General features: G+C 66.6%; 30 protein-coding genes. 12 read left to right on the top strand and 18 right to left on the bottom strand.

Annotated features, from left to right (window positions below; translation table 11 throughout):
• Positions 1-284: 284 nt before the first annotated feature.
• From ACCC97_RS01705 to ACCC97_RS01695, 3 genes are read right to left on the bottom strand one after another with little or no spacing between them, the layout of a single operon-like run.
• A complete protein-coding gene (locus ACCC97_RS01705; protein ID WP_007828363.1) occupies positions 285-959 on the bottom strand; it encodes a methyltransferase family protein in 675 nt (224 codons plus the stop codon).
• The gene (locus tag ACCC97_RS01700) at positions 940-1,176 is read right to left on the bottom strand and encodes a DUF2933 domain-containing protein (RefSeq protein WP_007828361.1); all 237 of its coding nucleotides are present in this window, start codon (positions 1,174-1,176) and stop codon (positions 940-942) included. The genes ACCC97_RS01705 and ACCC97_RS01700 overlap by 20 nt, the downstream gene beginning before the upstream one ends.
• Before the next feature lie 24 nt (positions 1,177-1,200).
• On the bottom strand, positions 1,201-1,614 hold the full coding sequence (locus ACCC97_RS01695; RefSeq protein ID WP_007828359.1) for a hypothetical protein: 414 nt from the start codon (positions 1,612-1,614) through the stop codon (positions 1,201-1,203).
• 129 nt (positions 1,615-1,743) lie between these two features.
• Here ACCC97_RS01695 and ACCC97_RS01690 point away from each other — a divergent pair, with 129 nt between their 5' ends.
• Complete coding sequence (locus tag ACCC97_RS01690) at positions 1,744-2,046, top strand: DUF5676 family membrane protein (RefSeq protein WP_007828357.1); 303 nt, start codon at positions 1,744-1,746, stop codon at positions 2,044-2,046.
• A 6-nt stretch (positions 2,047-2,052) separates the two neighbouring features.
• Here ACCC97_RS01690 and ACCC97_RS01685 read toward each other — a convergent pair whose 3' ends face one another.
• The 3 genes from ACCC97_RS01685 to ACCC97_RS01675 form a co-directional block, all read right to left on the bottom strand.
• Complete coding sequence (locus ACCC97_RS01685) at positions 2,053-2,268, bottom strand: hypothetical protein (RefSeq protein ID WP_007828355.1); 216 nt, start codon at positions 2,266-2,268, stop codon at positions 2,053-2,055.
• A gap of 396 nt (positions 2,269-2,664) precedes the next feature.
• Positions 2,665-4,200, bottom strand: coding sequence for a sensor domain-containing diguanylate cyclase (locus ACCC97_RS01680; RefSeq protein WP_042672615.1), 1,536 nt, complete (start codon positions 4,198-4,200; stop codon positions 2,665-2,667).
• A 191-nt stretch (positions 4,201-4,391) separates the two neighbouring features.
• Positions 4,392-4,649, bottom strand: coding sequence for a hypothetical protein (locus ACCC97_RS01675; protein ID WP_007828352.1), 258 nt, complete (start codon positions 4,647-4,649; stop codon positions 4,392-4,394).
• Positions 4,650-4,920: 271 nt separating this feature from the next.
• On the opposite strand from ACCC97_RS01675, the gene ACCC97_RS01670 reads away from it, so the two are divergent.
• A complete protein-coding gene (locus tag ACCC97_RS01670; RefSeq protein WP_007828351.1) occupies positions 4,921-5,226 on the top strand; it encodes a hypothetical protein in 306 nt (101 codons plus the stop codon).
• A 110-nt stretch (positions 5,227-5,336) separates the two neighbouring features.
• Positions 5,337-6,494: a DSD1 family PLP-dependent enzyme gene (locus ACCC97_RS01665; protein ID WP_413331434.1), complete on the top strand. Its 1,158-nt coding sequence runs from the start codon at positions 5,337-5,339 to the stop codon at positions 6,492-6,494.
• A gap of 27 nt (positions 6,495-6,521) precedes the next feature.
• Here ACCC97_RS01665 and ACCC97_RS01660 read toward each other — a convergent pair whose 3' ends face one another.
• Positions 6,522-6,836: a hypothetical protein gene (locus ACCC97_RS01660; RefSeq protein ID WP_007828349.1), complete on the bottom strand. Its 315-nt coding sequence runs from the start codon at positions 6,834-6,836 to the stop codon at positions 6,522-6,524.
• 368 nt (positions 6,837-7,204) lie between these two features.
• The gene (locus ACCC97_RS01655) at positions 7,205-8,032 is read right to left on the bottom strand and encodes a crotonase/enoyl-CoA hydratase family protein (protein WP_413331433.1); all 828 of its coding nucleotides are present in this window, start codon (positions 8,030-8,032) and stop codon (positions 7,205-7,207) included.
• A 90-nt stretch (positions 8,033-8,122) separates the two neighbouring features.
• On the opposite strand from ACCC97_RS01655, the gene ACCC97_RS01650 reads away from it, so the two are divergent.
• Both ACCC97_RS01650 and ACCC97_RS01645 read left to right on the top strand, forming a co-directional pair.
• Positions 8,123-9,991 carry a PhoX family protein gene (locus tag ACCC97_RS01650; protein ID WP_413331432.1) on the top strand — a complete coding sequence of 623 codons (1,869 nt, stop codon included), beginning with the start codon at positions 8,123-8,125 and terminating at the stop codon, positions 9,989-9,991.
• Between the two features lie 26 nt (positions 9,992-10,017).
• Positions 10,018-10,416: a DUF488 domain-containing protein gene (locus tag ACCC97_RS01645; RefSeq protein ID WP_413331431.1), complete on the top strand. Its 399-nt coding sequence runs from the start codon at positions 10,018-10,020 to the stop codon at positions 10,414-10,416.
• 31 nt (positions 10,417-10,447) lie between these two features.
• On the opposite strand, the gene ACCC97_RS01640 is transcribed toward ACCC97_RS01645, so the two are convergent.
• On the bottom strand, positions 10,448-11,350 hold the full coding sequence (locus tag ACCC97_RS01640; protein WP_007828343.1) for an SDR family oxidoreductase: 903 nt from the start codon (positions 11,348-11,350) through the stop codon (positions 10,448-10,450).
• A 149-nt stretch (positions 11,351-11,499) separates the two neighbouring features.
• Here ACCC97_RS01640 and ACCC97_RS01635 point away from each other — a divergent pair, with 149 nt between their 5' ends.
• The gene (locus tag ACCC97_RS01635; protein ID WP_413313056.1) at positions 11,500-12,381 is read left to right on the top strand and encodes a CoA transferase; all 882 of its coding nucleotides are present in this window, start codon (positions 11,500-11,502) and stop codon (positions 12,379-12,381) included.
• Position 12,382: 1 nt separating this feature from the next.
• On the opposite strand, the gene ACCC97_RS01630 is transcribed toward ACCC97_RS01635, so the two are convergent.
• From ACCC97_RS01630 to ACCC97_RS01620, 3 genes are all read right to left on the bottom strand, one after another.
• On the bottom strand, positions 12,383-13,285 hold the full coding sequence (locus ACCC97_RS01630) for a hypothetical protein (protein WP_413331430.1): 903 nt from the start codon (positions 13,283-13,285) through the stop codon (positions 12,383-12,385).
• Positions 13,286-13,349: 64 nt separating this feature from the next.
• On the bottom strand, positions 13,350-15,752 hold the full coding sequence (locus ACCC97_RS01625; protein ID WP_413331429.1) for a YgiQ family radical SAM protein: 2,403 nt from the start codon (positions 15,750-15,752) through the stop codon (positions 13,350-13,352).
• The gene (locus ACCC97_RS01620; RefSeq protein ID WP_413331428.1) at positions 15,749-15,910 is read right to left on the bottom strand and encodes a hypothetical protein; all 162 of its coding nucleotides are present in this window, start codon (positions 15,908-15,910) and stop codon (positions 15,749-15,751) included. Before ACCC97_RS01620 ends, ACCC97_RS01625 begins: the two co-directional genes overlap by 4 nt.
• Here ACCC97_RS01620 and ACCC97_RS01615 point away from each other — a divergent pair.
• Positions 15,900-16,850, top strand: a complete 951-nt coding sequence (locus ACCC97_RS01615) for a GNAT family N-acetyltransferase (RefSeq protein WP_413331427.1) — start codon at positions 15,900-15,902, stop codon at positions 16,848-16,850. The genes ACCC97_RS01620 and ACCC97_RS01615 overlap by 11 nt on opposite strands.
• 131 nt (positions 16,851-16,981) lie before the next feature.
• On the opposite strand, the gene ACCC97_RS01610 is transcribed toward ACCC97_RS01615, so the two are convergent.
• The 4 genes from ACCC97_RS01610 to ACCC97_RS01595 all read right to left on the bottom strand — a co-directional run bounded on the left by ACCC97_RS01610 (position 16,982) and on the right by ACCC97_RS01595 (position 20,356).
• Positions 16,982-17,764 carry a 3-hydroxybutyrate dehydrogenase gene (locus ACCC97_RS01610; RefSeq protein WP_007828334.1) on the bottom strand — a complete coding sequence of 261 codons (783 nt, stop codon included), beginning with the start codon at positions 17,762-17,764 and terminating at the stop codon, positions 16,982-16,984.
• Between the two features lie 46 nt (positions 17,765-17,810).
• Positions 17,811-18,560, bottom strand: a complete 750-nt coding sequence (locus ACCC97_RS01605; protein ID WP_413313049.1) for an acetoacetate decarboxylase — start codon at positions 18,558-18,560, stop codon at positions 17,811-17,813.
• A gap of 77 nt (positions 18,561-18,637) precedes the next feature.
• Complete coding sequence (locus ACCC97_RS01600; protein WP_413313191.1) at positions 18,638-19,768, bottom strand: patatin-like phospholipase family protein; 1,131 nt, start codon at positions 19,766-19,768, stop codon at positions 18,638-18,640.
• Positions 19,769-19,906: 138 nt separating this feature from the next.
• The gene (locus ACCC97_RS01595; RefSeq protein ID WP_007828331.1) at positions 19,907-20,356 is read right to left on the bottom strand and encodes a CHRD domain-containing protein; all 450 of its coding nucleotides are present in this window, start codon (positions 20,354-20,356) and stop codon (positions 19,907-19,909) included.
• 117 nt (positions 20,357-20,473) lie between these two features.
• Between ACCC97_RS01595 and ACCC97_RS01590 the strand changes: the two genes are divergently transcribed.
• Complete coding sequence (locus tag ACCC97_RS01590) at positions 20,474-21,025, top strand: DUF924 family protein (RefSeq protein WP_042672612.1); 552 nt, start codon at positions 20,474-20,476, stop codon at positions 21,023-21,025.
• A 3-nt stretch (positions 21,026-21,028) separates the two neighbouring features.
• Here the strand turns inward: ACCC97_RS01590 and ACCC97_RS01585 are convergent, their stop codons facing one another.
• On the bottom strand, positions 21,029-21,952 hold the full coding sequence (locus tag ACCC97_RS01585; protein ID WP_413331426.1) for a YihY/virulence factor BrkB family protein: 924 nt from the start codon (positions 21,950-21,952) through the stop codon (positions 21,029-21,031).
• An 85-nt stretch (positions 21,953-22,037) separates the two neighbouring features.
• Here ACCC97_RS01585 and ACCC97_RS01580 point away from each other — a divergent pair, with 85 nt between their 5' ends.
• Genes ACCC97_RS01580 through ACCC97_RS01565 form a run of 4 tightly spaced genes read left to right on the top strand, consistent with a single transcriptional unit; the run spans position 22,038 to position 24,713 of the window.
• Complete coding sequence (locus ACCC97_RS01580; protein WP_007828328.1) at positions 22,038-22,607, top strand: chromate transporter; 570 nt, start codon at positions 22,038-22,040, stop codon at positions 22,605-22,607.
• Complete coding sequence (locus ACCC97_RS01575) at positions 22,604-23,203, top strand: chromate transporter (RefSeq protein WP_413331425.1); 600 nt, start codon at positions 22,604-22,606, stop codon at positions 23,201-23,203. Before ACCC97_RS01580 ends, ACCC97_RS01575 begins: the two co-directional genes overlap by 4 nt.
• Positions 23,204-23,251: 48 nt before the next feature.
• On the top strand, positions 23,252-24,223 hold the full coding sequence (locus ACCC97_RS01570; protein ID WP_413331424.1) for an aldo/keto reductase: 972 nt from the start codon (positions 23,252-23,254) through the stop codon (positions 24,221-24,223).
• Positions 24,224-24,236: 13 nt separating this feature from the next.
• A complete protein-coding gene (locus tag ACCC97_RS01565; protein ID WP_413331423.1) occupies positions 24,237-24,713 on the top strand; it encodes a DUF3237 domain-containing protein in 477 nt (158 codons plus the stop codon).
• Here ACCC97_RS01565 and ACCC97_RS01560 read toward each other — a convergent pair.
• On the bottom strand, positions 24,710-25,231 hold the full coding sequence (locus tag ACCC97_RS01560; RefSeq protein ID WP_007828321.1) for a GNAT family N-acetyltransferase: 522 nt from the start codon (positions 25,229-25,231) through the stop codon (positions 24,710-24,712). The two genes, ACCC97_RS01565 and ACCC97_RS01560, sit on opposite strands and share 4 nt — an antisense overlap.
• Positions 25,232-25,266 lie beyond the last annotated feature (35 nt).

Raw genomic sequence — 25,266 nt, 5'->3', positions numbered from 1 at the left:
AACCTTCCCATGGTTGGAAGGTCAAGAGGCGCTACCGAAACGCCAATACCGAGGCAATCCAGAGGCCGCCACCGGCCAGAAATGCCCAGCACAACCAGAACAGCAACCGCTCCCACCAGGCCGGTGGACTTTCGCGGCCTTCGAGCCGGTACTTCAGTGTCATCCCTGCGCCATGGACCAGCAGACCCACGCCGAGCAATGGGACGGCGTAGGGCCGAATGGCCTCTGGGGCAATGAGCGCCAAACCGGCGCCCAAAACCATGGCGCCGAGACCGGAAGCGAGCTCAGCGCCCCGTGTGGCTGTTGACCGGCCGGCCACGGTCGTCTTTCGAGAAATGCGGAATGAACCGTGGCGTGGCAGCCGCGTAATCGCGCCACGCGTCGCCGAATGCGGCTTCCGAGTCGCGCTCCTCGGAGATGGCCAACCGCACATACATCGCCACGAGCACCGGGAACATCGCCATCGTCAGCAGTGTCGGCCATTGCAGCAGGAAGCCGAACATGATGAGCACGAAGCCGATGTACTGCGGATGGCGCACCAGTCGGTACGGTCCCGCGGTCGCAAGCGCATGACGCCGCTGGGCATGATAGAGCACGTACCAGGCCTTCGAGAGCAGCATGAAACCAGCGAAGAGCACGACGATGCTCAGGATGTGGAGTACACCGAGGTGCGGATTGCCATGCCGACCGGTCAGCAGCCACCATAGGTGACCGGCGTCGTGACCGAACAGGTTGACACCCGGAAACTTCGAGCCCAGCCAGCCCGACAGCAGGTAGATGGTCAGCGGGAAGCCGTACATCTCCGCGAACAGCGCGACGATGAACCCGGAGTAGGCGCCGAAGCTGCGCCAGTCGCGCAGGGTCGTCGGCTTGAAGAAGCTGTAGGCGAACCCGACGAAGATGGCCGAGTTGAGAACCCCCAGGTCCCACAGGCCGTAGTCATTGTCTGGGGTGTTCATCGTCAGCCTTTCTTGAGTGGCTGCCGTGGTGGTGGCCATGGTGCATGAAGAGGTGCATCAGCGGGCACGCCAGCAGAAGTGCGAACGGCAAGACGCCCAATACATGGGCGCGGTGTTCGGTGAACAGAAGAAAACCGCCGACTGCCGATACGACGAGCAGCACTACGCCTCCGCGCGAGCGCCAGAACGGGGGCGGTTCGTGGTTCATATCGCCCATGGCCTTGCTCCTTGCGGCCGACGGCTACTTGGCCGCCGGTGGCTTCATCCCGTCGCGGTCCATCATCATCTGCATCATCATTTCCATCATGTCCATGCGCTTGCCCATCATCTCGGGAGACATGCGCGCGCCGCCTTTGCCGTCGGAAGTGTGCATTTGGCCCATCATCGCCATGCCGTCCTGCATGGCCTTCATGTGTTCGCCCATCAACGCCTGGCGTTCGTCCGGCGTCTTCGCGTCCATCATCTTTTGGTGCATCGCCTGCATGGACTTCATCTGCATCTCCATCTGCACAGGTGGTACTTTGGGCGCCTTCGACGTTCCAGACGTTGGCGCTACCGCGTTCGCAGGGTGATGGGCACCATGGTCCTGCGCGGATTGCGCCAGTGCGCCGCTCGAAAGCGCCGCGGTGATGGTGAGAAGAAGAATTGAGCGCATAGAGGGCCTCCGGCTTGTTAACCAAGTTTCGGGACACCCAGCGCTCCGCAGCTTGCGCTAGGTCAAGGCAGAAGGCTCGCGGCGCGCCTGGATTGGCTGAGAGGCATCTCCAACCTCCAAGGAGAATTCATGAACCACACGTCGCCTTCGATTCAGGAAAGCGGCGCACCGTCGACCGCGCTTCGCACAGGAGTGGCGCTGGCCACCACCGTCGCGGTTTTCTATGCCCTGTGCACCCTGGCCTGGGTCGCTGCACCCGGCCCGTTTCTGAGCTTCATGAACAGCCTGTTCCATGGCATGGACTTCTCCGTCCTCAGTCGGCCCGCGCCCTTTTCGGTGCGCGGCTTTGTCGAAGCCTTTCTCGTGATGAGCCTGTGGGCGTTCCTGGCGGGCTCTTTCTTTGGATGGCTGCGCCCGCGTCTCGGCGCGTAGGCACTTTCAAAGCCCGTCGCTCCGGGATGAAAACGAGCGCGCGAACGGAATCGTGGACCCGCCGATGCCTTGGTCAGGCAGTTTCGCCGTCAGTACGGGTGAACTGTGGCTCTGGACCACACCGGCGACATGCTTCACACCCAGGGCAGCGACGACGCCCGCCGCAACCATCGTGATCGCCAGGCCGGTGCTGAAGCAGAGCATGAGGGACGCTTTGGCCAAGCCTCGTGCTTCCTCGGTGGAGGAGATTGCGTCAAGTCACAGCCTCCATTGGGATCACCGAGCGCTTGTCCTGCTGATCCCGCGGCAACGTCGGGTCGGATCGGGTCGGGCTTGTACATGCGCGCCATCAAAGCTGCGCGTCGGCGTTCATGGTGAGCATCGCGAAGTTGCCCATACCCCGCCGGCATGCCGGGAGGTCGGACGCGCGACTGCATACCACTGCGACGCAGGAGCCAGACGTTTTGCCACTCTCCGATGCCGGGGCAGGAACGCATGCAAGCCCCACCGCTGCGGGAGGGCGCGTAGGCACCGGTTCGCAAGCGACCGGCCGTTGTCGCCATCAGGGTTGGCTTGGGTCCGTTCCAAGGCGACGGGCTCCTTCAAGCTGTGTCCCCTTCAGGCCGCCTTTCGCATCGTCGTGCAAACACGGTTCCGCCCCCCCATCTTGGCCTCGTACAGCGCCTTGTCGGCTGCCTGGATCAACGCCTTCGGCGGCCCCTTGGTGATTGCGGGGCTGAGCGCATCCACGCCGGCACTCAGCGTCACGAACCCGTCTGGCGTACCGGCGTGCACGATTTCCAGGCCACGAACTGCACTGCGGATTCTTTCCGCCAGGATGACGGCGCCAGCCACATCGGTATGCGGCAACAACACCGCGAGTTCTTCTCCGCCGTAGCGGGCCGCGAGATCTCCCGGACGGCGCGAAGCGAGGCTGGCGATCGTGCGGCTGATCGTCTGCAGGCACTCGTCGCCGGCCGCATGTCCATAGATGTCGTTGTACTGCTTGAAGCAATCGACATCGATCATGATGAGCGCCAGGGTGCTCGCATCGCGCATGGCCCGGCTGAATTCGCTGTCGAGCGTCACGTCGAACTGGCGGCGATTTGCCAACCCGGTAAGGCCGTCCTCCATGGCGAGCGTATTCAAGGTCTTGTTGAGCGTTTCCAGCGCGTCGCGCGCCCGCCGCAGTTCGGCCTCGCTCTTGTTTCGCAGTTCCATCTGCTTCACCAGCCGCCATCCGACGAAGCCGACGATCGACGTCATGAGAATGATGCCCGCCGTATGCCAGAGCGTGTCCTGCCACCATGCGGCCAGGATCTCATCCTTCGAAAGTGCTGCAGTAACGAACAACGGATAGTTGTCGAGACGCCGAAAGCTGTTCAGGCGCGTGACGCCGTCCTGCGCTGATAAGACTTCGGTCGTTCCTACCGGACCTTGTGCAAGGTATGCGCGGAAGAGCCCGGTCTCCCGCATGTTCCGTCCCACCATGTCTGCGCTGTACGGCCGGCGAATCATCATGGTCCCGGTTTCGAGGACCAGCCCGATCGCGCCGGCACGGCCTATGTCGAGGCTGTCGTAGAACTTCTTGAAGAAGTCGATATCGATCGACGCAAGCACCACGCCGGCGAAGCTGCCATCCGCATTGTTGATGCGCCGGGAGACGGGAACGAGCAGCTTTCCGTTGGTTCGGCTTTGCACCGGAATGCCGATGTGCGGCCCCCGCTCCTCGTGCTCTCGATGAAATAGAAAGTACTCCCGGCTCGCATTGTTCAGGTTCGGATTCTGCGACGTCGTCTGCCTGGAGTTTGCGACCCAGTTTCCATCCTTGTCATAGATGTGAATCGCATCGAGCTGAGGGAGTTCGGCCACCCGCATGGCAAGAACCTTGCGAAGCCGTTCGACGGCCGCCGGCTCCGTGCCGTCGTGTTCGACGCGCTCGACGATGCCGACCAGCGCCGTATCGGCCTGCTTGACCGTGTCTTCCGCCTGCTGTGCCATTGCACGCGCGAGATTCGACGCCGCGACGCCCATCTGCTGGAGCAGGACCGTGCGCGCGTGCCAGCTGTTCCAGCAGTCGAGCACCACGAGGGTGAGGCAAACCACGGCCACGAAAGCCGTCGTCCGGAAGGTGATGGATGGCCGGCGAAACACTATGTGTCTTCGGCGCAATGACGTCTGGAACTCATACCCGACTTTGGCACATCCTTGGCTGAATTGGCCACCATCATCAGCCATTGGGCCCCGTCCGGGCAGGCAAGCAGGGACCGCCAGCAGCTGATCGCGCAGCCAAGATAGCCTTGCCGCAGACAAAAATCTCCGGGATTAACCCTCGCCAGGGCTCGTCAGAGTGCCCTCTCTGCGCCCTCTGGAATCAATGGCGACAAAGGCTCGATAGCCTCGCCCGTCTCCACGTAGTTGAGCTCGATCGGGTGGACGACGGCTGCTGCGGCCTCGCCGTCGAATTTCACCAGCAGGTACTCGCCGCTCGCGCCGGAGATGATCCCGAAACGGCCATTGAACTCGACCCTGCTGCCGCGCCGCGCCGGCACCTTGAAGCGCATTCGAATGTAGGGAAGACCTACGCGGAAATACTCAACCATGTGAAATCCCAGTCTTGTTGTCGGTTCGACGGGGAAGCACGCTGCAGGCCCGTGCGGACCTGCGCAAACTCCCTGGCAGCCATCTCACCGCCACCCCTCGGGAGGGCGTGTCAGCCAAGGCCGCTCCTCGATGACAGCCGCCGGATGTTCAGATGGTGGAGCGCTCAAATGACAAGCCGAAGAAGCCGCTGGGAACGGCATCGCCGGAACACTACGTCCCTTCGCGCAACAGGCCTTCACGGCCCGGTGCGGGATCGGCGATGCTCAGGGCATGCCCACTGCAAATTCACGGCCGCCAGCGCGCTTCGGATGGCGCGTCGCCGCGCTGATCTACACGGTCACCGGCGTCGCGTGTGTCCTGGCCTGCGCCGCCGTGCCCGAGAGCGAGGCGGGCCTGCTCGCCGCCGTCTTGGGCGGGCTGCCATGGTCGATGAGCTTGCTGACGCTGGACCTGTCGCCCGGCGTGGCGAACACGGCGCTGATGCTGCTGGCCGGCAGTTGGGCGATCAATGCCGCGCTGCTCTGGTGGCTGGCGCTGCGCCGGCCAACGCACCACGGACCATCGCGTCCGGCGTAGGGACATTTCCGTCTCCGGCGTCCTGCGCCAGGCAGGCATTCAGTGCGATCATTCGCGCGCGAAATGCTGGCTCATTTTTCTCGCCCCCTCCCCTTCAAAGGCTTTTCCCGATGCCCCAAGACCCGCTGCAAGTCAACGCGCCCCTCATCGGCGTTCCCGGCGGCCGCCACCTGCTCGACACGCCCGCCCTGCTGATCGACCTGCCCGCAATGACGCGCAACATCGAACGCATGGCCGCCTTCGCCAAGGCGCGCGGCATCAACCTGCGACCGCATGTGAAGACGCACAAGTCGGTCGAGATCGCGCGGCGGCAGGTTGCGGCGGGCGCCATCGGCGTGAGCTGCGTCACGCTGGGCGAGGCGGAGGTGATGGTCCAGGGCGGCATTCCGGGCGTGCTCATCACCTCGCCCGCCGTCACGCCGAGCAAGATCTCGCGGCTCATCAAGCTGGCGCAGCGTGCGCGCCCGGGCGACGTGATGGTGGTGGTCGACAACCCGCAGAACCTGGCCGACCTGGCGCGTGCGGTGAGCGAACTCACGCACCCGCTCGACGTGCTGGTGGATTACGGCGCGGGCTACAACCGCACCGGCGCAGCCACGCAGGCGAAGGTGCTCGAACTCGCGGCACTGGTGGCCGCCGAGCCGCGCCTGCGGCTGCGCGGGCTGCAGTCTTATGCGGGCAACCTGCAGCACATCGTGTCGCGCGAGGAGCGCAGCACGGCGGCGGCCGGCCTGCGCGAAACGGTGGCGGACATCGTCGCGGCGGCGAAGCGGCAGGGCCTGCACTTCGACATCGTGACCGGTGCAGGCACCGGCACGCACGATCTCGATTCGCAGGAGAACGCGTTCACCGAACTGCAGGCGGGCTCGTACGTGTTCATGGATGCCGAGTACACGCAGGTGCTCGCCAACGACGGGCAACCGTCGCCCTTCGAGGTTTCGCTGTTCGTGCAGACGGCAGTGGTCAGCACGAATGCGACCGGCTGGGTGACGGTGGACGGCGGCACCAAGTGCTTCTCGACCGACAGCGGCGTGCCGCTGGTGGCCAAAGGCGCCGACGCCGCGAGCCGCTATGCCTTCTTCGGCGACGAGCACGGCAAGTTGATACCGCCCCAGGGCTCGCAGGCGCAGCGGCCCGCGCTGGGTGCTCGCGTGGAGTTCGTCACGCCGCATTGCGACCCGACGGTCAACCTGCATGACGCGTATCACGTGGTCGAAGGCGGCACGCTTGTCGCCATCTGGCCGGTGGACGCGCGCGGCAGGCGATAGGCGTCCTGGGGGCCGACCGCAGCGGCGTCAGACGCGCGGAAGCGCCGCAAGGAAGGTGGACACGACGATCGCGGCGGCGCGGTCGAGCTGCAGGATGTCTCCCACATCGAAAGCGTGCGGCGCTGTGCGTCCACTCGAACCGAGTGGCTTGCGGATCTCGACAAGAACTTCAGCCGCCAATTCGCGGTCGCTGCGCGGCCCGCCGTCGGGATGCATCACCCATTTATCGACTTGATCGAATGGAATGCTGCGGAAGACCCCCACGATGGGGATGTACTTGTAGCGATCCTCGCCCACCAGGATGGGCACGCTGAGGTTGCAAAAAAACGTGGTCGTCGACATGCAGGATCGCCGTCGCTAAGCAAAGCGTTCAATTGTTAATTAGTGCGCTGTCAACAACCACCCTCTGCGTAGCCATCAGAGGGGAAGACGTGACCTTCTGCACACAAACTACCTCCATTCTCTCTTCTCCTCCCCTTAAAACAACTACTTTATTCTTACACAAGGGCGCCGAAAAAAGCACTCGTGTGTTTTCGGCGGTTTGAACGCGACCTAAGAGGGTCGCCCACGGGCAGCGGCAGGCGCGAAAGCTGGGGGATACGAGGTTGCGCGAAGTTCGGCACCCTCCGGGCTGGGGGATTACCCGGCCGCCCGGACGTGGGACGGCGCAGCGACCAGCCCCTGCATCAGGGCCGCAGGCCAGATGTGGATCAGGCCGGAATACTGAATCGCGGCATGCGCCGCTCGATGTTGGCCTTCACGGCCTCAAGCTGGTTCGGGCTGCCGATCAGGGCCTTCTGCTCGACCGATTCGGCCACCAGCAGTTCAGCTGCGCTCTGCGAGGCCGACGCATTGAGCAGCCGCTTGCCGGCACGGATCGCATCGGGGCTCTTGCCTGCGATCTCGTGCGCCATCTGCAGCGCCTCGGCCAGCGGATCGACCGCAATGCGGGTGGCGAAGCCGATCCGAAGAGCCTCCTCGCCGGAGAAGACGCGGCCCGTGAAGGTGAGTTCGCGCACCACGTCGCTTCGGGCGAGCTCACGCATCAGCACCATGCCGGCCATGTCGGGCACCAGGCCCCACTTGATTTCCATCACCGAGAGCCTGGTGTCGGGCGCCACGATGCGGATGTCCGCACCCAGCGCCACCTGCAGCCCACCGCCGAAGGCCACGCCATGCACGGCCGCAATGACCGGCACCGGCACCTCGCGCCAGACCATCGCCACTTGTTGCGCGGCGTTCGAGATGCCATGCGTGCGCGCCAGCAGGTTGGCGCCGGCCGCGCCCTCGCCCAGCACATCGGAGCCCGGGCCCTGCTGCATGCGCTCGAAAGACGCCATGTCCAGTCCCGCGCAGAAGGCCTTGCCGCGGCCCGAGATCACCACGGCCCGCACTGCCTTGTCCTCACGCAACGCCTCGCCGGCTTCGATGAGTGCATCGAACATCGCGGGGTCGAGCGCGTTCATCTTGTCGGCGCGCGCGAGCTGCAGTTCCACCACGCCGTCGGCGTGGCGGGTCGTTTCGATGCGGTCGGTCATTCGATGTCTCCGGAATGGGTCCTGCGCCAGTATCGCCGGGCCTGGCACTCGGCGATGATGGCGCCTGTCGCCTGCACAACACCCTCTGCCATGTCTCTGGACCGCCGCCACTTTCTCATTCAATCGGGTTCGGCCGCCGCCGTGGTGGCGCTGTTCGGCCAGGGCTGTGCCGCCCCTTCCCCGTCCGCGCCCCATGGCGACGTGCTGGGCTTCGCCGGCGTGCCGGCTTCCTTGCACGACGGCGTCGTAGTGCCGCCCGGGTACGAGTGGCAACTGCTCTACCCCTGGGGCACGCCCACCGGCATCGCGGGGCGGATGCCGGCCTTCGCGCCCGACGCCGGGAACAGTGCCGACGACCAGGCCGCGCAGGCCGGCATGCACCATGACGGCATGCACTTCTTCGCGCTCGACGCGAGCGGCGAGCGCGGCCTGCTGGTGATGAACCACGAATACACCGACGAGCAGCTGCTGCATACCGACGGCGTGAAGGTATGGACCGCCGAGAAGGTGCGCAAGTCGCTGCACGCGATGGGGGTCTCGGTGATCGAGATCCGGCGCAGCGCACAGGGTTGGCAGCAGGTGCAGCCCTCGCCCTTCGCGCGCCGCGTGCACGGCAACACGCCGATGCGCATCACTGGTCCGGCCGCAGGAACGCCGCTGATGCGCACCGCCGCCAACCCGGCGGGCGATGCGGTGTCCGGCACTTTTGCCAACTGCGCCATGGGCGTCACGCCGTGGGGCACGTACCTCACGTGCGAGGAAAACTTCCATGGCTACTTCGGCGGGCCGAAGGAGGCCGCCCAGGACGCGACGGCTGCCCAGCGCCGCTACGGCACGGTGGCCGGCTCGCAATGGGTGGAGTACTGGCGCTACGACGAGCGCTTCGACCTGAGCCGGCATCCGAACGAGCCGCACCGCTTCGGCTGGGTGGTCGAGATCGATCCCTTCGACCCGGCCGCCGAGCCCATCAAGCGCACCGCGCTCGGCCGCAAGCGGCAGGAAAGCGCCACCTGCACGGTCGCCAAGGACGGCCGTCTGGTCGTCTACATGGGCGACGACTCGCGCTTCGAATACATCTACAAGTTCGTCAGCCGGGAGAAGGTGCGCCCCGGCACCGACGCCGCCGCACGCGCCGCCAACCGCCACCTGCTCGACGATGGCAGGCTCTACGTGGCGCGCTACGACACCGGCGGCCGCGGCCGCTGGCTCGAGCTTACGCACGGCCGCGATGGGCTCGATGCGGCGAACGGCTTCGCCGACCAGGCCGAGGTGCTGATCCACGCCCGGCTGGCAGGCGACGTCGTTGGTGGCACGAAGATGGACCGGCCCGAATGGATCGCGGTGCACCCCCAGTCGGGCGAGGTCTACGTGACCCTCACCAACAACAGCCAGCGCGGCGACGCCGGCAAGCCCGGGCCCGACGCAGCCAACCCACGCGCCAACAACCTGTTCGGCGGCATCCTGCGCTGGCGCGAAGACGGTGGCGACGCTGCCAGCACCGGCTTCGCCTGGGACCATTTCGCGCTCGCGGGCGATCCCGCGCAGTCCGGCAGCGGCGCACGCTATCCATCAAACGAGGCCGACATGTTCGGCGCCCCCGACGGCCTGCACTTCGACAAGGGCGGCCTGCTGTGGATCCAGACCGATCTGAGCGGCCAGGTGCTGGGCAGGCCGCCCTACACCTCTCTGGGCAACAACCAGATGCTCTGCGCCGACCCGGCATCGGGGCGCATCAAGCGCTTTCTCACCGGACCAAACGGCTGCGAGATCACCGGCTGCGTGGTCACGCCCGACCGGCGCACGCTGTTCGTCAACATCCAGCATCCGGGCGAGGCGCGCGACGACGGCGACACGAAACCCAACAGCGCCTGGCCCGACGGCACGGAGCCGGGCAGCGCGCGGCCGCGCTCCGCGACGCTGGCGATTCGCCGGCGCGACGGCGGTATCGTCGGCACCTGAGACAAACAGAGAAAGGGGAAACCCCCATGAGCATCCGCATCGTCCGTCTCGGCACCCCGCGCGCGCCCGACGAGGGCCTGCGCGTAGGCACCGTGCGCCGTCCGCCGCGCGGCGTTCCGAAGACCGAGTTCGCATCGCAGGACTGGTACGACGTGTGGTACCCGAACCTCGCACCCTCCGTCGAGACGATGAAGCAGGCGCAGGAAGCCCAGAAAGCCGACTCACCCGCGCAGTGGAGCGCCTTCGTGCGCAAGTTCAAGGCCGAGATGGCCGAGCCCGACGCGAGCCGCAGCCTCGACCTGCTGGCCGCGCTGTCTCACAGCACTTCGCTTTCGGTGGGCTGCTACTGCGAGGACGAATCGCACTGCCATCGCTCCGTGCTGCGCAGCCTGCTGGCCGAACGCGGCGCGGACATCGCAGACTGAGCGGGTCGACGCACACCCCGCGAGCGAGGCTTCAGCGCTGCGCCTTGTCCTTCTGGTTCTGCGCCTCGATGCGTTCGCGCGCGGCCTGCCAGTCGGCGTCGCTCCACTGGCGCAGCTCGTAGAAGTTGCCACCGGTGGCCAGCGCGTTGCCGCCGTCCATCATGATGCTCTGGCCCGTGAGCCAGTCGCACTGCCCGGGCGCCATCAGAAAGGACGCGAGGTTCTGCAGTTCGCTCATGCGGCCGGTGCGTGCCATCGGGTTGTGCTGCTTGCTGCGCGCGCCGGGCTCCTCGCCTGGGTTCAGGCGCTTGCTCATGCCTTCGGTCGGAATCTCGCCGGGGCCGACGGCGTTCAGGCGGATGCCATGCCGCGCCCACTCCACCGCAAGCGACTTGGTCATGACCTCGATGCCGGCCTTGCTCATGGCCGAGGGCACGACGTAGGGGCTGCCGTTGTCCACCCAGGTGACGATGATGCTCATCACGCTGCGGAAGGCATCGCCCGGCTTCCACTCGCCCGACTTGGCCTGCGCCACCCAGCGCTTGCCCACCGCCTGCGTCACGTAGAAGCTGCCGTGGAACACGATGTTGGCGATGGCGTCGAAGGCGCGCGGCGAGAGATTCTCGGTCGGCGAGACGAAGTTGCCCGCCGCGTTGTTGACGAGCCCCGTGAGGCCGCCACTCTGGAACAGGCTCTCGACCATCTCGTCGACCTGCTGCGCGATGCGGATGTCGACGCCGAAGGTGTCGATACGCCTGTCCGGGAACTGCTGCCGCCACTCGGCCGCGGTCTCGTCGCAGACCGACTGGCGCCGGCCGCAGATGGCCACGTCGGCGCCCAGGCCCAGGAAGCGCTCGGCCATCGCACGGCCGAGGCCCGTGCCGCCGCCGGTCACGAGGATGCGCCGGCCGCTCATGAGGGAAGCTTCAAACATGGTTCGTCTCCTTGTCATTGAGGCAGCGGCAAGGGAGGTGGCTGCCACTCGCGGATGCTACGCGCGAGACGCGGCGTCGGCTTGCGGGAAGTGGCTTCGGGTGCCGGGGTGAGAATGCGCGGAACGAGTTTCCCGGAGACAAGACGCCGATGCCGAGTTCCGCCAGCCCCGCCAACGACCATGCCGCGACGCTCGAGGGCGTGCGCGTCGTGAGCGTCGCGCTCAACCTCCCCGGCCCCGCCGCGCTGCTGCGCTGCCGTGAAATGGGCGCCACCTGCCTCAAGCTGGAGCCGCCGGGCGGCGATCCGATGGGGCTCTACAACCGGCCCGCGTATGCGGCGCTGCATGCGGGCATCGAGATCCGCACCGTCGATCTCAAGACCGAGGCCGGGCAGCAGCTGCTGCACGCCGAACTCGCGGCGACCGACGTGCTGCTCACCTCATTCCGCCCTTTCGCGCTCGGCAAGCTCGGGCTCGACTGGGCCACGCTGCATGCGCGTCATCCGGCCCTGTCGCAGGTGGCCATCGTCGGCGCGCCGGGCGAGCGCGCCGAGGAACCGGGCCACGACCTGACCTACCTCGCCGAAAGCGGGCTCGTCACCGGCACCGAGCTGCCGCCGACACTTTATGCCGACATGGGCGGTGCCCTGCTCGCAAGCGAGGCTGTGCTGAAGGCCATGCTGCGGCGGTCCCGCAAGGCCGGCGGCGCGTATTTCGAGGTGGCGCTGAACGCCTCGGCCGACTGGCTCGCCCTGCCCCGCACCTGGGGCCTCACGCAGCCCTCGGGCATGGTCGGCGGCGCGCACGCCGGCTACCGCGTCTACCCCTGCGCCGACGGCCGCGTGGCCGTTGCCGCGCTGGAGCCGCATTTCGCGGCCCGGCTATGCGAGGCGGCTGCAATCGCTTCGCGCGACATGACTGCGCCGGCCACGCACGAGGCGCTGGCCGCGTGGCTCGCGACCCGCACACGCGCCGAACTCGAAGCCATGAGCCGCACGCGCGACGTGCCGCTGCTCACGATGGCCAGCTGATTCAGCGCGCCGCGCCGTCGCGCTGCCGGTCTTCGCGCTTCAGTGCGAGATAGGTATCGAGGTCCACTTCGTGCAGCTGGCGCGGGTACTGCTCCACCGCTGCGAACCAGCGGCGCTGGCGGCGCTCGGCCTGGTCGGGGCCCGGCGCGGCGAGGTAGGCGTCGAGCGTCAGGAAGTAGCGCATCGCGTTGCGCTCCACCAGCCCGCGCAGGCCGCGGATGTATTCGGGCTGCCCTTCCGGCGTCTTGCCCACCACAGTGAAGCCGACTTTGTCGCTGCCGAACGTCGCCAGGTAGGCCATGGTGCCCAGCCGCACCATCGCGTTGTGGTCGTAGCTGTAGCTGAAATGCAGGAAGCTCTTGCGCTCGTCGAGCGCCACGGCCTGCAGCGTGACACGGTAGTTGCTGGTGCCCAGCGGCCCGCTCTCGGCCATGAGCTCGACCGACATGTACTCGGGCGTGGCGTTGGTGACCCGGTAGACGAACGGCAGCTCGAAGGCCTGGTCGATCGGCTTGTCGTAGCGACGCACCACATAGAGCGTGAGCATTTCGCTGCCTTGCGGGCCGCTGGCCGTGCGGCAGCGCCGGTTGTTGATGTGCAGGGTCAGCACGCCGCACCAGTGGGCCGATCCCTTGAGCGTGGCGCTGATCGCCGACAGCGGATGTTCGACCACCGCGTAGACGTCACCCTGCAGGCCGTCGGTCGTCTCCATGGAATCGAGCTGCACGGGGCGCCCGAAACTGCTGTGATCGAGCTTGTCGCTCATCCGCTGGTGCGTGGCACGCAGCGCCTGGACAGAAGAGTTTTCAGGTGCGGCGGCAAGCGCCTGCAGCGAGGCCGCGAGCAGCAGCGCCCCGGCCAAGGTGCGCGTCCATGAAGCCCGCGGGGAGGGAGAACTGCTCATGGCCCACACCATACAGCGGACTGTCCATCTTCGCTGTCGGTCGGACCGCGCCGGCGTTCTGAAATTAGCGCGGCTTGCGGATGCCGCCACGCACCGGGCCAGCGGCTTTGCGCGAGGCCGGCCCCGAGCCGTTGTCGCGCGGCGGCAGGCCGGTGTGCTGCGTGAGGATGCGGCCCTTCGAGGGCTTCACCGGCGTCAGCTTGACCGGCACGGCCTTGGCCACGGCCGGTGCGGCCGTCGAGTTCTTGCGCCGCGCGCTGGTGTAACCGCCGTCGGTCAGCGGCTGCCAAGTCGGGATGAGGTGGTGCTTGCCGTTGCCGATCAGGTCGGCGCGGCCCATGCTCTTGAGCGCCTCGCGCAGCAGCGGCCAGTTGTTGGCGTCGTGATACCGCAGGAAGGCCTTGTGCAGGCGGCGGCGCTTGTCGCCGCGCACGATGTCCACCGTCTCGCTCTCGCGCGTGATCTTGCGCAGCGGGTTCTTGTTGGTGTGGTACATCGTCGTCGCCGTGGCCATCGGGCTCGGGTAGAACGTTTGCACCTGGTCGGCGCGGAAGCCGTTCTTCTTGAGCCAGATCGCGAGGTTCATCATGTCCTCGTCGCTGGTGCCCGGGTGCGCGGCAATGAAGTACGGAATGAGGTACTGCTTCTTGCCAGCCTCGGCCGAGTACTTCTCGAACATCTGCTTGAACTTGTCGTAGCTGCCGATGCCGGGCTTCATCATCTTGGTGAGCGGGCCTTGTTCGGTGTGCTCGGGCGCGATCTTCAGGTAGCCGCCGACGTGGTGCTGCACCAGCTCCTTCACGTATTCGGGCGACTGCACGGCCAGGTCGTAGCGCAGGCCGGAGCCGATGAGGATCTTCTTGATGCCCTTGAGCGCACGCGCCCGGCGGTAGATCTTGATGAGCGGGTCGTGGTTGGTGTTGAGGTTCGGGCAGATGCCCGGATACACGCAGCTGGGCTTGCGGCAGGCCGACTCGATCTCGGGCGACTTGCAGCCGATGCGGTACATGTTGGCCGTGGGGCCGCCCAGGTCGGAGATGGTGCCGGTGAAGCCCTTGACCGAATCGCGGATGGCCTCGACCTCCTTGATGATCGAGTCTTCCGAACGGCTCTGGATGATGCGGCCTTCGTGCTCGGTGATCGAGCAGAAGGTGCAGCCGCCGAAGCAGCCGCGCATGATGTTCACGCTGAAGCGGATCATTTCCCACGCCGGGATCTTGGTCGCGCCATCGTGGCTGCCGTTCTCGTCGGCATAGCGCGGATGCGGGCTGCGCGCGTACGGCAGGTCGAACACGTGGTCCATCTCGGCCGTGGTGAGCGGAATGGGCGGCGGGTTGATCCACACGTCGCGCGCCGTGGCGCCCTCCCCGTGCGCCTGCACCAGCGCGCGGGCGTTGCCGGGGTTGGTCTCGAGGTGCAGCACGCGGTTGGCGTGGGCGTAGAGCACCGGGTCGCTGCGCACCTGCTCGTACGACGGCAGGCGGATCACCGAATGGTCGCGCGGCGGAACCTTGATTCTTGCCCGCACGGCCAGGGCCGGGTTGGGCACGAAGTTCAGCGGCTTGATGGCGGGGTTGACGACCGAACCGGCAGCGGAGCCGGCAGCTTCTGCCGCCTTGGCGACGGCTTCGGCCTCGTCTTCCTTCGCGCAGGTCGCGCCGTTGGCCTTGGCCTGGTCGGACACCATCAGGTACGGATTGACATGCGCTTCGACGCGGCCGGGTTCGTCGACGCTGGTGGAGTTGATCTCGAACCAGCCTTCGGGCGTTTCGCGCCGCACGAACGCGGTGCCGCGCACGTCGGTGATCTGCTGCACCGGTTCCTTGGCGGCCAGGCGGTGCGCGATCTCGACGATGGCGCGCTCGGCGTTGCCGTACAGCAGCAGGTCGCACTTCGAATCGACGACGATCGAGCGGCGCACCTTGTCCGACCAGTAGTCGTAGTGCGCGATGCGGCGCAGCGAACCTTCGATGCCGCCGAGGATGATCGGCACGTCGTTCCAGGCTTCCTTGCAGCGCTGCGAATACACGATGGCCGCGCGGTCGGGGCGCGAGCCGCCGACGTCGCCGGGCGTATAGGCGTCGTCGCTGCGGATCTTGCGGTCGGCCGTGTAGCGGTTGATCATCGAATCCATGTTGCCGGCGGTCACGCCGAAGAACAGGTTCGGCTTGCCCAGCGCCTTGAAGGGCTCTGCGCTCTGCCAATCGGGCTGGGCGATGATGCCCACACGGAAACCCTGCGCCTCCAGCATGCGGCCGATCACCGACATGCCGAAGCTGGGGTGGTCGACGTAGGCGTCGCCGGTGACCACGATGATGTCGCAGCTGTCCCAGCCGAGCGCTTCCATTTCCTTGCGCGAGGTCGGCAGGAACTTCGCCGTGCCGAAACGGGCGGCCCAGTACTTGCGGTAGCTGGTCAGCGGCTTGGCGGCACGTGCAAAAAGGGAGACGTCGACGGGGGCGTTCATCGGTGGGCGTTGACAGCGCCATAGCGGCGCCGTTGTGGGCAACCCTCGATTTTAGGGTTTTCCACCATGTCTGTCGCGACAAACATCCTGTGACCCGGTTGTCGCAAGGCCTTCAATTGATTGCCAAAGTCAAATAATTTGATGACAATGGCAATCATGTCCACCCCATCTCCAACCGTCGATCCCGCCGCCGTCAAGGCAATCCGGCAGTTCAACCGCTTCTACACGCGCCGTATCGGCGCCCTCGATCCTTACCTCGGCAGCACCATGTCCTTGACCGACGTGCGCGTGCTGTACGAGCTGGCGCACCGTGAAACGGCCGTCGCCAGCGAGATCGGCCGCGACCTCGGGCTCGATGCGGGCTACATGAGCCGCATCCTGCGCCGCTTCGAGAACGAGGGCTGGCTTTCGCGCAAGCCGCATCCGCGCGATGCGCGGCAGAGCGTGTTGCGCCTGACAGACGCCGGCCACGCCGCATTCGCGCCGCTGCAACAGAAATCGCGCGAAGAAGCCGCCGCCCTGCTCGCCCCGCTGGCGCCGGCCCAGCGCCAGCAGCTGGTGCAGGCGATGGGCACGATGCAAGCGCTGCTCGACTCCGAGGCGCCGCCCGCGAAGCTCCAGGCGGCCGTGCTGCGCGACCCGGCGCCCGGCGACATCGGCTGGGTGGTGCAGCAGCACGGCGAAATCTATGCGCGCGAGTACGGCTGGAACAGCGAGTTCGAGGCTCTGGTGGCCGGCATCGCGAGCGAGTTCCTGCTCAAGTTCCAGCCCGAGTGGGAGCGCTGCTGGATCGCCGAACTTAACGGCGAGCGCGTAGGCGCGATCTTCGTGGTGCGCAAGTCGGCCACGGTGGCGCAGCTGCGCATGCTGATCCTGGCGCCCGCCGCGCGCGGGCTGGGCCTGGGCGGCAAGCTGGTGGACGAGTGCATCACCTTCGCGCGCCGCAAGGGCTACCGGAAGATGGTGCTGTGGACCAACAGCTGCCTGTCGGCCGCGCGCGGCATTTATGCGAAGCGCGGCTTCCAGCTCGCCAAGTCGGAGCCGCACGAGAGCTATGGCCAGCATCTCGTGGGCGAGACCTGGGAATTGAAGTTGTAGTGCTTGCCTTGCTCCTTCCCCCTCTGGGGGGAAGGCTGGGATGGGGGCAGGCCTTCGATCAAGCGCCACGCTTGAATGGGCGCCCTCGTGCCCCCACCCCGCCCCTCCCCCAGAGGGGGAGGGAGAAAAAATCACTGCATGAACCAGCCGTGGCTCACCACCAGCGACTGGCCGGTGAGCGCATTCGTCGGGAAGCCCGCGAACAGCAGCGCCACGCGCGCCACGTCTTCCGTGGTCGTGAACTCGCCATCCACCGTTTCCTTCAGCATCACGTTCTTGATGACTTCCTGCTCGCTGATGCCCAGCGTCCTGGCCTGCTCGGGAATCTGCTTCTCCACCAGCGGCGTGCGCACGAAGCCCGGGCAGATCACGTTCGCGCGCACGCCGTGCTTGGCGCCTTCTTTCGCGACAGTCTTGGCCAGCCCGATGAGGCCGTGCTTGGCCGTCACGTAGGGCGCCTTCAGCAGAGAGGCTTCCTTCGAGTGCACCGAGCCCATGTAGATCACGCTGCCGCCGCGGCCCTGCGCGTACATGTGCTTCAGGCAGGCCTTGGTGGTGAGGAAGGCCCCGTCAAGGTGAATGGCGAGCATCTTCTTCCAGTCGGCGAAGCTGAACTCTTCCACCGGGTGAACGATCTGGATGCCGGCGTTGCTGATGAGGATGTCGATCCCGCCGAAGGCCGCAGCGCCCTCTTCGACCGAGGCATTGACCTGGTCTTCGTTGGTCACGTCGACACCTACGCCAATGGCCAGCGCGCCCGTGGCCTTGAGCTCGGCCGCGGTAGCGTCGGCCGCTTCCTTGTTGAGGTCGGCAATGATGATCTTCGCGCCTTCCTGTGCGAACAGAATGGCGATTTCCTTGCCGATGCCGCTGGCCGAGCCGGTGATGTAGGCGACCTTGTCCTTGAGTTGCATGGTGAGTTCCTTGGATGAGGGTTGGGAGGGAAAGAGGCTGCGGGAGTCAGGCGAGATAGTCGTGTTCGACGGTGCCCAGCGCCAGCGTCATGTCGGCGATGTAGTGCACCGCGGATTCAACCTTGCGCACCGGCAGGTCGGCCACCGGCGCCAGTGCATGGGGATGCAGTTCGAGCGAAGCCGGGCCGGCCCACGCGCCGTGCAGCGTGACGTCGACCATGTGATAGCGCACCAGCTCGCAGATGCGGGCCGTGCCGTCGACGTGCGGAATGATCTTCAGCAGGAAGTTCGGCTGCGCGATGCCCGCGAGGATGGGCCCGGGCTCGAGCGTGCGGTGCTTGAAGCCCATCGTGGCCTTGGCCACGCGCACCTTGCCATAGTCGAGCGTGCCGACCACCACGTCGGTCTCATAGTCGAGCACCGGCGAGGCCAGCTTCTTCGGAAAACCCCACAGTTCGCGCCCGCCGGCAATCGGCGGATGGTCGTCGAGGTACATCGCGTGCACGTACGAGCCCTTCTCCACGCCCCTGGCGGTGCGCAGCTGCACAGGAATGACCTGGCCCGACTCGGTGTAGTCGCCAAAGCCGGTGGAGTCGGGCATGCGGATGAATTCGTACTTGACCAGCGGCTCGACCACTTCGAGCGGCTCGGGCACCACGGCGCGCAGAGCGTCCATGTCGGTGCTGTAGGTGACGACGAGAAATTCGCGCCGCGCGAACCGGTACGGGCCGGGCGGAAAAGCGGGACTGGTCAACGGCATCGCGAATGCCGTTCGTCGCACGTCTTCAATGTTCATGGACATTCCTCCTGTTGAAGTGGCAGCCAGTCTGGCGCCGGTTTCTTAGCCGCGGCTGAATCGAGGCACCTTCATCGTCATGTCGACAGGCCCGGCCGCTTGACGCGCCCCGCGCCATGTTCACCGAGGTCGAAGGTGGTCACGCCATTGACCGTGGCGTCGGCGCGCAGGGTCTCGGGGTGGGCCAGCGTGTTGCGCATGTCGCGCGCACCCGATTCCCAATGCTCTTCCACCGCGGCGCGCGAGAACTCGTAGTCCTTCGACTCCAGCTCGTAGGGCTTGTCGCGGTAGATCAGATGGAAGATGTCGATCGGCTGGTGCGTCAGTTGCGACTGCACCGCGAGCACGCTCGGGTCGTTGCGCAGGCTGACCGGCAGCTTGGAGATCAGGTCGGCAATCGCCTGCTGCAGGTTCATGTTGGCGGCCAGCGCGTCGGTGTTCATGCGGGTGCGGCTCGAGTAGGTGATGTCCTTCTGCCGCTCCATCACGCCCGCCATGGTGCGCGGCATCTCGCCACGCGCATTGAACAGGTCGACCTGCAGCACCACCAGCGGTTCGGAGCGCGGGTGCATGTCGAGCACATACTGCAGCGGCGTGTTCGACACGATGCCGCCGTCCCAGTAGTCGTCGCCGTCGATGCTGACCGGTGCGAAACCCGGCGGCAGCGCGCCGCTGGCCATGATGTGCTCGGGCCCGATGCGCTGGCGCGTGTTGTCGAAGTACACCGAGTTGCCGGTGCGCACATTGACCGCGCCTACGCTGAAGCGCGCTTCGCAGGCGTTGATGCGGTCGAAGTCCACAAGCCGTTCGAGCGTGGCCTTCAGCGGCGAGGTGTCGTAGTAGCTCAGCAGCGGCGCCGCGCCGCCCATCAGGAAGGCCGGCGAGTAGCGCGGTTCGAAGAAGCCCGGAATGCCGAGCAGCGAGGCCATCGTCGCGCTGTACTGGTTCTGCGTGGCCCGGTCGCCGAGCCATGAAGGCAGGCGCTGCGAAGGACCCGAAGACACCAGGTGCCAGAACTCGCGCAGCCGGTCGACCCGGCGTTCGGGCGCATTGCCCGCGATCAGCGCCGCGTTGATGGCCCCAATGGAAACGCCGGCGATCCAGTGCGGCTGCAGTTCGGTTTCGCTGAGCGCTGCATACACGCCGGCCTGGTAAGCGCCGAGCGCGCCCCCGCCCTGCAGCACCAGCGCCTTGCGGGCGGTGCGCATGTCTTCGCGGCGCGAAGCGAATGGGTCGAGGGGTTTGGAGGCGGCACGGATTTTCTTCTTGGGTGGTGTCGTCATTCGTTCATTTGACACCAGCCCCGCGACGCCAACCTGACCAGGGCTTGCCGCCCCGGAACGATGTCACATCTTCGGCAGCATCTGTCCGCGGATCTCGCCGCCCGGGTTGGCGGCGGTGTGCACGTTGGCGTACCACTTGCCCGCAGCCAGGTCGGCGGCCTGTGCCGGCGTGAGCGTGGCCTGGCCTTCGATCGGGCTCGCCGGGTTGGCGAAGGGCAGCACCACGCCGGCATTGGCGCCGGCGGCGGCCGGGCCGTGGAAGTGCGCCATGGTGGCCGGGCCGCTCAGGCCGCTGTAGGTGATCTTGTACTTGAGCACGTTGGTGTCGCGGTTGAGCCAGGCCTCGGCCATGCCGCTGCCGCGCGTCATGTTGGGCGGGACTTCGCTGGCCGCGTTCATCGCGCCGCTGAAGCTCGCCACGTTCGACTTCGACATCATCCCGCAGCCGACCAGCGCGGCACTGGCCACCGCGGTGACGAGAGCTGCGCGCAAAAGAGTGCCATAGTTGGTCATGAGCTTGATCTCCTGAGTTATGAAAACCTCCACAGCATAGGCAGCGCCGCGGTTCTTGTCTTGTCGGCCACCACCCCGACTTTGATGGCGCCCAGGTGGCTGGAAGAGAATGCGGCGATGACTTCCACCCCCCTCCCCAGCGCCCGCGACGTGGCCGATTTCTGGCGCGAAGCCGGTCCCGGCCGCTGGTTCGCCAAGAATGATTCCTTCGACGCCGATTTCTCCGCCCGCTTCTCGCAAGCCCATCAGGCTGCAGCCCGCGGCGAGCTCGACCACTGGGCGTCCGATGCCGAAGGTGCGCTGGCCCTTCTGGTGCTGCTCGACCAGTTCCCTCGCAACACCTGGCGCGGCAATCCGCACATGCTGGCTACCGATGGCAAGGCGCTGGCCGTGGCGAAGCAGGCGGTAGCTGCGGGCTTCGACCGGCAGTGCGAGCCGGCGCTGCGCCCCTTCTTCTACCTGCCCTTCATGCACTCCGAGGTGCTGGCCGAGCAGGAGCGCTCGGTCGAACTCAACGCGGCGCTCGACGCCAACACGCAGCGCTATGCAGTGCTGCACCGCGACATCATTGCGCGCTTCGGCCGTTTTCCGCACCGCAACAGGATGCTCGGTCGCAGCAGCACGGCGGAAGAACAGCGCTTTCTCGACGAAGGCGGCTTTGCCGGCTGACGCTCAGGCGTCGTTGTGTGGAAGCGGCGCTTCGCGCGTCGGGGACGGATTCAGGTCGCCCGCGCCCTTGGTATCCTTCATCGAGCCGTAGGTGCGCGCATAGACCCAGGTGAACTCGGCTCCCAGCAGGAAGATCTGCGCCGAGTAGTACACCCACACCAGCACCACCACCAGCGAGCCCGCGGCCCCGTAGCCCGAGGCGACGCTGCTCTTGCCGATGTACAGCCCGATGAGGTGCTTGCCCACGGTGAAGAGCAGCGCAGTGACGCCTGCCCCGATCCACACGTCGTGCCACTGCACCCTGGCGCGCGGCATGATCTTGTAGATCATCGCGAAGATCACCGTCACCATCGCGAAGCTGAAGACGAAGTTGACGGCCTGCGCCGCCGCCTCCCAGGGGCCGAACACCGGCGACCACCACTTGCCCAGCGCCGCGAGTGCCGCGCTCGCCACCAGCGACACCATGAGCAGGAAGCCGATGCCCATGATCATGCCGAACGACAGCAGCCGCACGCGCAGCAGGTTGAACAGCCCCTTGTTCTTGGCACGGGCCGGCGCGCGCCAGATGCGGTCGAGCGCATCCTGCAGCTCGCCGAAGACGGTGGTGGCGCCCACCACCAGCAACCCGACCCCGATCGCCGTCGCGACGATGCCCTCGGCCGGCTTGTTGACGGCCTGCAGCATGCCCTGCACCGCCGCCGCGCCCTGTGCACCCATGAGCCCGGCGAGCTGCGCGAAGATCTCGCCGCGCGCGGCCTCTTCCCCGAACGCCAGGCCGGCGACCGAGATCACGATCAGCAGCAGCGGCGCGATCGAGAACACCGTGTAGTACGCCAGCGCCGCGCCCATGCTCGGCGCGTAGTCGTTCGACCAGGAATTGAAGGCCCGCTGGCAAAGATCGAAGAGTGCGCGCAGTTGCATGAGCATGCCGAAGTTTCTCAGTGAAGCCGCCCGGTGCCGTGTCAGTCCGTTGCCCGGCAAGTTGAAAGCCTGCCTACGATAATCGCTCCACATGCACCCGTCTCCCCCCGCCGCCCAGCCCCAATCGCCACGCGACCTGTTCCTTTCATTCACCTGGCTCGCGCTGCAGGGCTTTGGCGGCGTGCTCGCCATCGTCCAGCGCGAGATGGTCGAGAAGAAGAAATGGCTCACGCCCGAGCAGTTCCTCGAAGACTGGGCCGTGGCGCAGGTGATGCCGGGGCCCAACGTGATCAACCTCGGCCTGATGATCGGCGACCGCTACTTCGGCCTGCGCGGAGCGCTCGCCGCCGTGGCGGGCATGCTGGCCATTCCGATGGTCGTCATCCTCGCGCTGGCCGTGCTGTACGCGCACTACGCGGGCAACCCTCAAGTGGCGGCGGCGCTGCGCGGCATGGGCGCGGTGTCGGGCGGACTGATTGCCGCGACCGGCATCAAGCTGGTGCCGCAGCTGCGCAAGCACCCGCTGGGCTTCGCAGCCTGCCTCGCCTTCATGGCGCTGGTGTTCGTGGCCATCGTGGTGCTCAAGATGCCGCTCGGCTGGGTGCTGCTGGTGGTGGGGGGCGTGGCCTGCGTGTGGACCTGGAAGAAAATCCCCGCATGAGCATCGCGATGCAATGGCACGACTGGCTGGCGCTGTTCGGGCAATACATGCTGCTGTCGCTGCTGTCGATCAGCGGCGCCATCACCACCGTGCCCGACATGCACCGCTACCTCGTGGCCCAGAACGGTTGGCTCACCGATGCGCAGTTCAGTTCCTCGGTCGCCATCGCACAGGCCGCACCCGGGCCCAACGTGCTGTTCGTGGCGCTGATGGGCTGGAACGTCGGCCTCAACGCGGGCGGCGGCATCGGCGCCGGGCTCCCGGCCTGGGCGCTCGGTTTCTTCGGCCTGACGGTCACCATGGTCGGCATCATGCTGCCGAGCACCACCCTCACCTACTTCGCCACGCGCTGGGGCCACCGCAACCGCACGCGGCGCGAAGTGCGCGCGTTCAAGCAGGGCATGGCACCCGTGGTCGTGGGCCTGCTGATCGCCACCGGCTGGGTGCTGGCCGCCGGCAACCATGCCGGCGATGCGCCTGCATGGCACCTGTGGCTGCTGAGCGGCGCGACCGCACTCATCGTCTGGCGCACGCGCATCCACCTTCTTTGGCTGCTCGGCGCCGGGGCGATCCTGGGCGCCGTGGGCTTCGTCTGACCGCTCTCATCTTTCGCATTCCTTCGTCTTACTCAGGAACACCTCGACATGTCGCAACTTCGTCCGCTCGGCCGCTCCGGCCTCCTGGTTTCCCCGCTCGCCTTCGGCGGTAACGTGTTCGGCTGGACCGTCGACGAGGCAGCGTCGTTCAAGCTGCTCGATGCCTGGCTGGACGCGGGATTCAACTTCATCGACACCGCCGACGTCTATTCGGCCTGGGTTCCGGGCCACGTCGGCGGCGAGTCCGAGACCATCATCGGCAAATGGCTCAAGCAGAGCGGCAAGCGCAACCGCGTGGTGCTGGCCACCAAGGTCGGCAAGCCGATGGGAGAAGGCAAGTCGGGCCTGTCGCCCCAATACATCCGCGAAGCTGTCGAGGCCTCGCTCAAGCGCCTGCAGACGGACTACATCGACCTCTACCAGTCGCACGACGATGACGCCGGCACGCCCCTCCAGGAGTCGCTCGGCGCCTTCGACAAGCTGATCAAGGAAGGCAAGGTGCGCGCCATCGGCGCCTCGAACTACAGCGCGCCGCGGCTGGCCGAGGCGCTCGACGTGTCGGAGCGCCTGGGCATTGCCCGCTATGAAAGCCTGCAGCCGCTCTACAACCTGTACGACCGCGCGGTGTTCGAGGACGCGCTGGAGCCGCTGTGCCTGAAGCGCGAAGTGGGCGTGATCAACTTCTACGCGCTGGCGGCCGGCTTCCTCACGGGCAAGTACCGCACCGAGGCCGATGCGGCCAAGAGCCCGCGCGGCGCCAACACCACCAGGAAATACCTCAACGAGCGCGGCCTGCGCATCCTCGACGCACTCGACAAGGTGGCCCAGCAGTACAACGCCAAGCCGGGCCAGGTCGCCATTGCGTGGCAGATCGCGCGGCCGGGCGTGACGGCGCCCATCGCCAGCGCCACCTCCATCGGCCAGCTCGAAGAACTCGTGGTCGCGACGCAGCTGAAGCTCGACGCAGGCACCATCGAAATGCTCGATCGCGCCAGCGCCGAAACCCAACCCGCAGCCTGAACGGCCAACGGCAATGAGTGTGTTCGACTCCATCGCAGCCCCTGCGCTCGAGCACTTCGCCGACCTGCGCGTCGAGGTGGGCGTGCCGCAGGTGCTGGGTAGCAGCCAGCGCGGATTGCGCCGCGTGGTGCCGATCACCGGCGGCGAGGCCATCGGCCACGGCTGGCGGGCGCGCGTGCTGCCGGGCGGCAGCGACTTCCAGCTGATCGTGAGCGATACGCTCTCCGAGCTCGACGCGCGCTACGGCCTCGAGACCGATGCGGGTGACCTCGTCTACGTCCAGAACCACGCTGTGCGCTCGGCCTCGCCCGAGGTGATGGGCAGGCTGCTGCGCGGCGAACCGGTCGATCCGTCGCAGGTGTATTTCCGCTGCAGCCCGCGCTTCGAGACCGCGTCGCCTTCGCTGCGGTGGATCAACGAGCGCATGTTCACCGGGGCCGGCGTGCGCCACCCTGCCGAAGTGGTGATGCGCTTCTACACGCTGGTCTAACCGTCTACCGGGTTCAGCGGCGTCGCAAGAATGCGCTGATAGAAGGCCACGTCGAGCCAGCGGCCGAACTTGAAGCCGGCCTGCCGCACGGTGCCCGAATGCTCGAAACCCAGGCGCTCGTGCAGCGCGATGCTGCCGGCGTTGGCGGCGTCGATGGCGCCGACCATCACGTGCATGTCGCGCGCCATCGCCTCGGCAATGATCGCCTCCATCAGCGTGCGGCCCAGGCCTTCGCCGCGGTGCGCGCTGTCGACGTACACCGAGTGCTCCACCGTGTACTTGTAGGCGGGAAAGGCGCGGAAAGCGCCATAGCTCGCGAAGCCCAGCAGCTTGCCGCTGTCGTCCTCCGCGCCGATCACCGGGAAGCCGTGGGCGCGCTTGGCGGCGAACCACGCGACCATGTTCTCGGGCGTGCGCGGCTTGTAGTCGTACAGCGCGGTGGAGGTGGCGATGGCCTCGTTGAGGATCGCCAGTATCGCGGCGGCGTGGGTTTCCTCGCTGCAGGAGATGAGACGCATGGTTTTCCTCTTTGAAGTTTCGTTCAATATAAGAG

The sequence above is a fragment of the Variovorax sp. Varisp85 genome, from assembly GCF_047304045.1.
GTDB lineage: Bacteria > Pseudomonadota > Gammaproteobacteria > Burkholderiales > Burkholderiaceae_C > Variovorax.
Note: the sequence above shows the minus strand (reverse complement) of the source record. Positions and strands in the feature narration are given on the sequence as shown.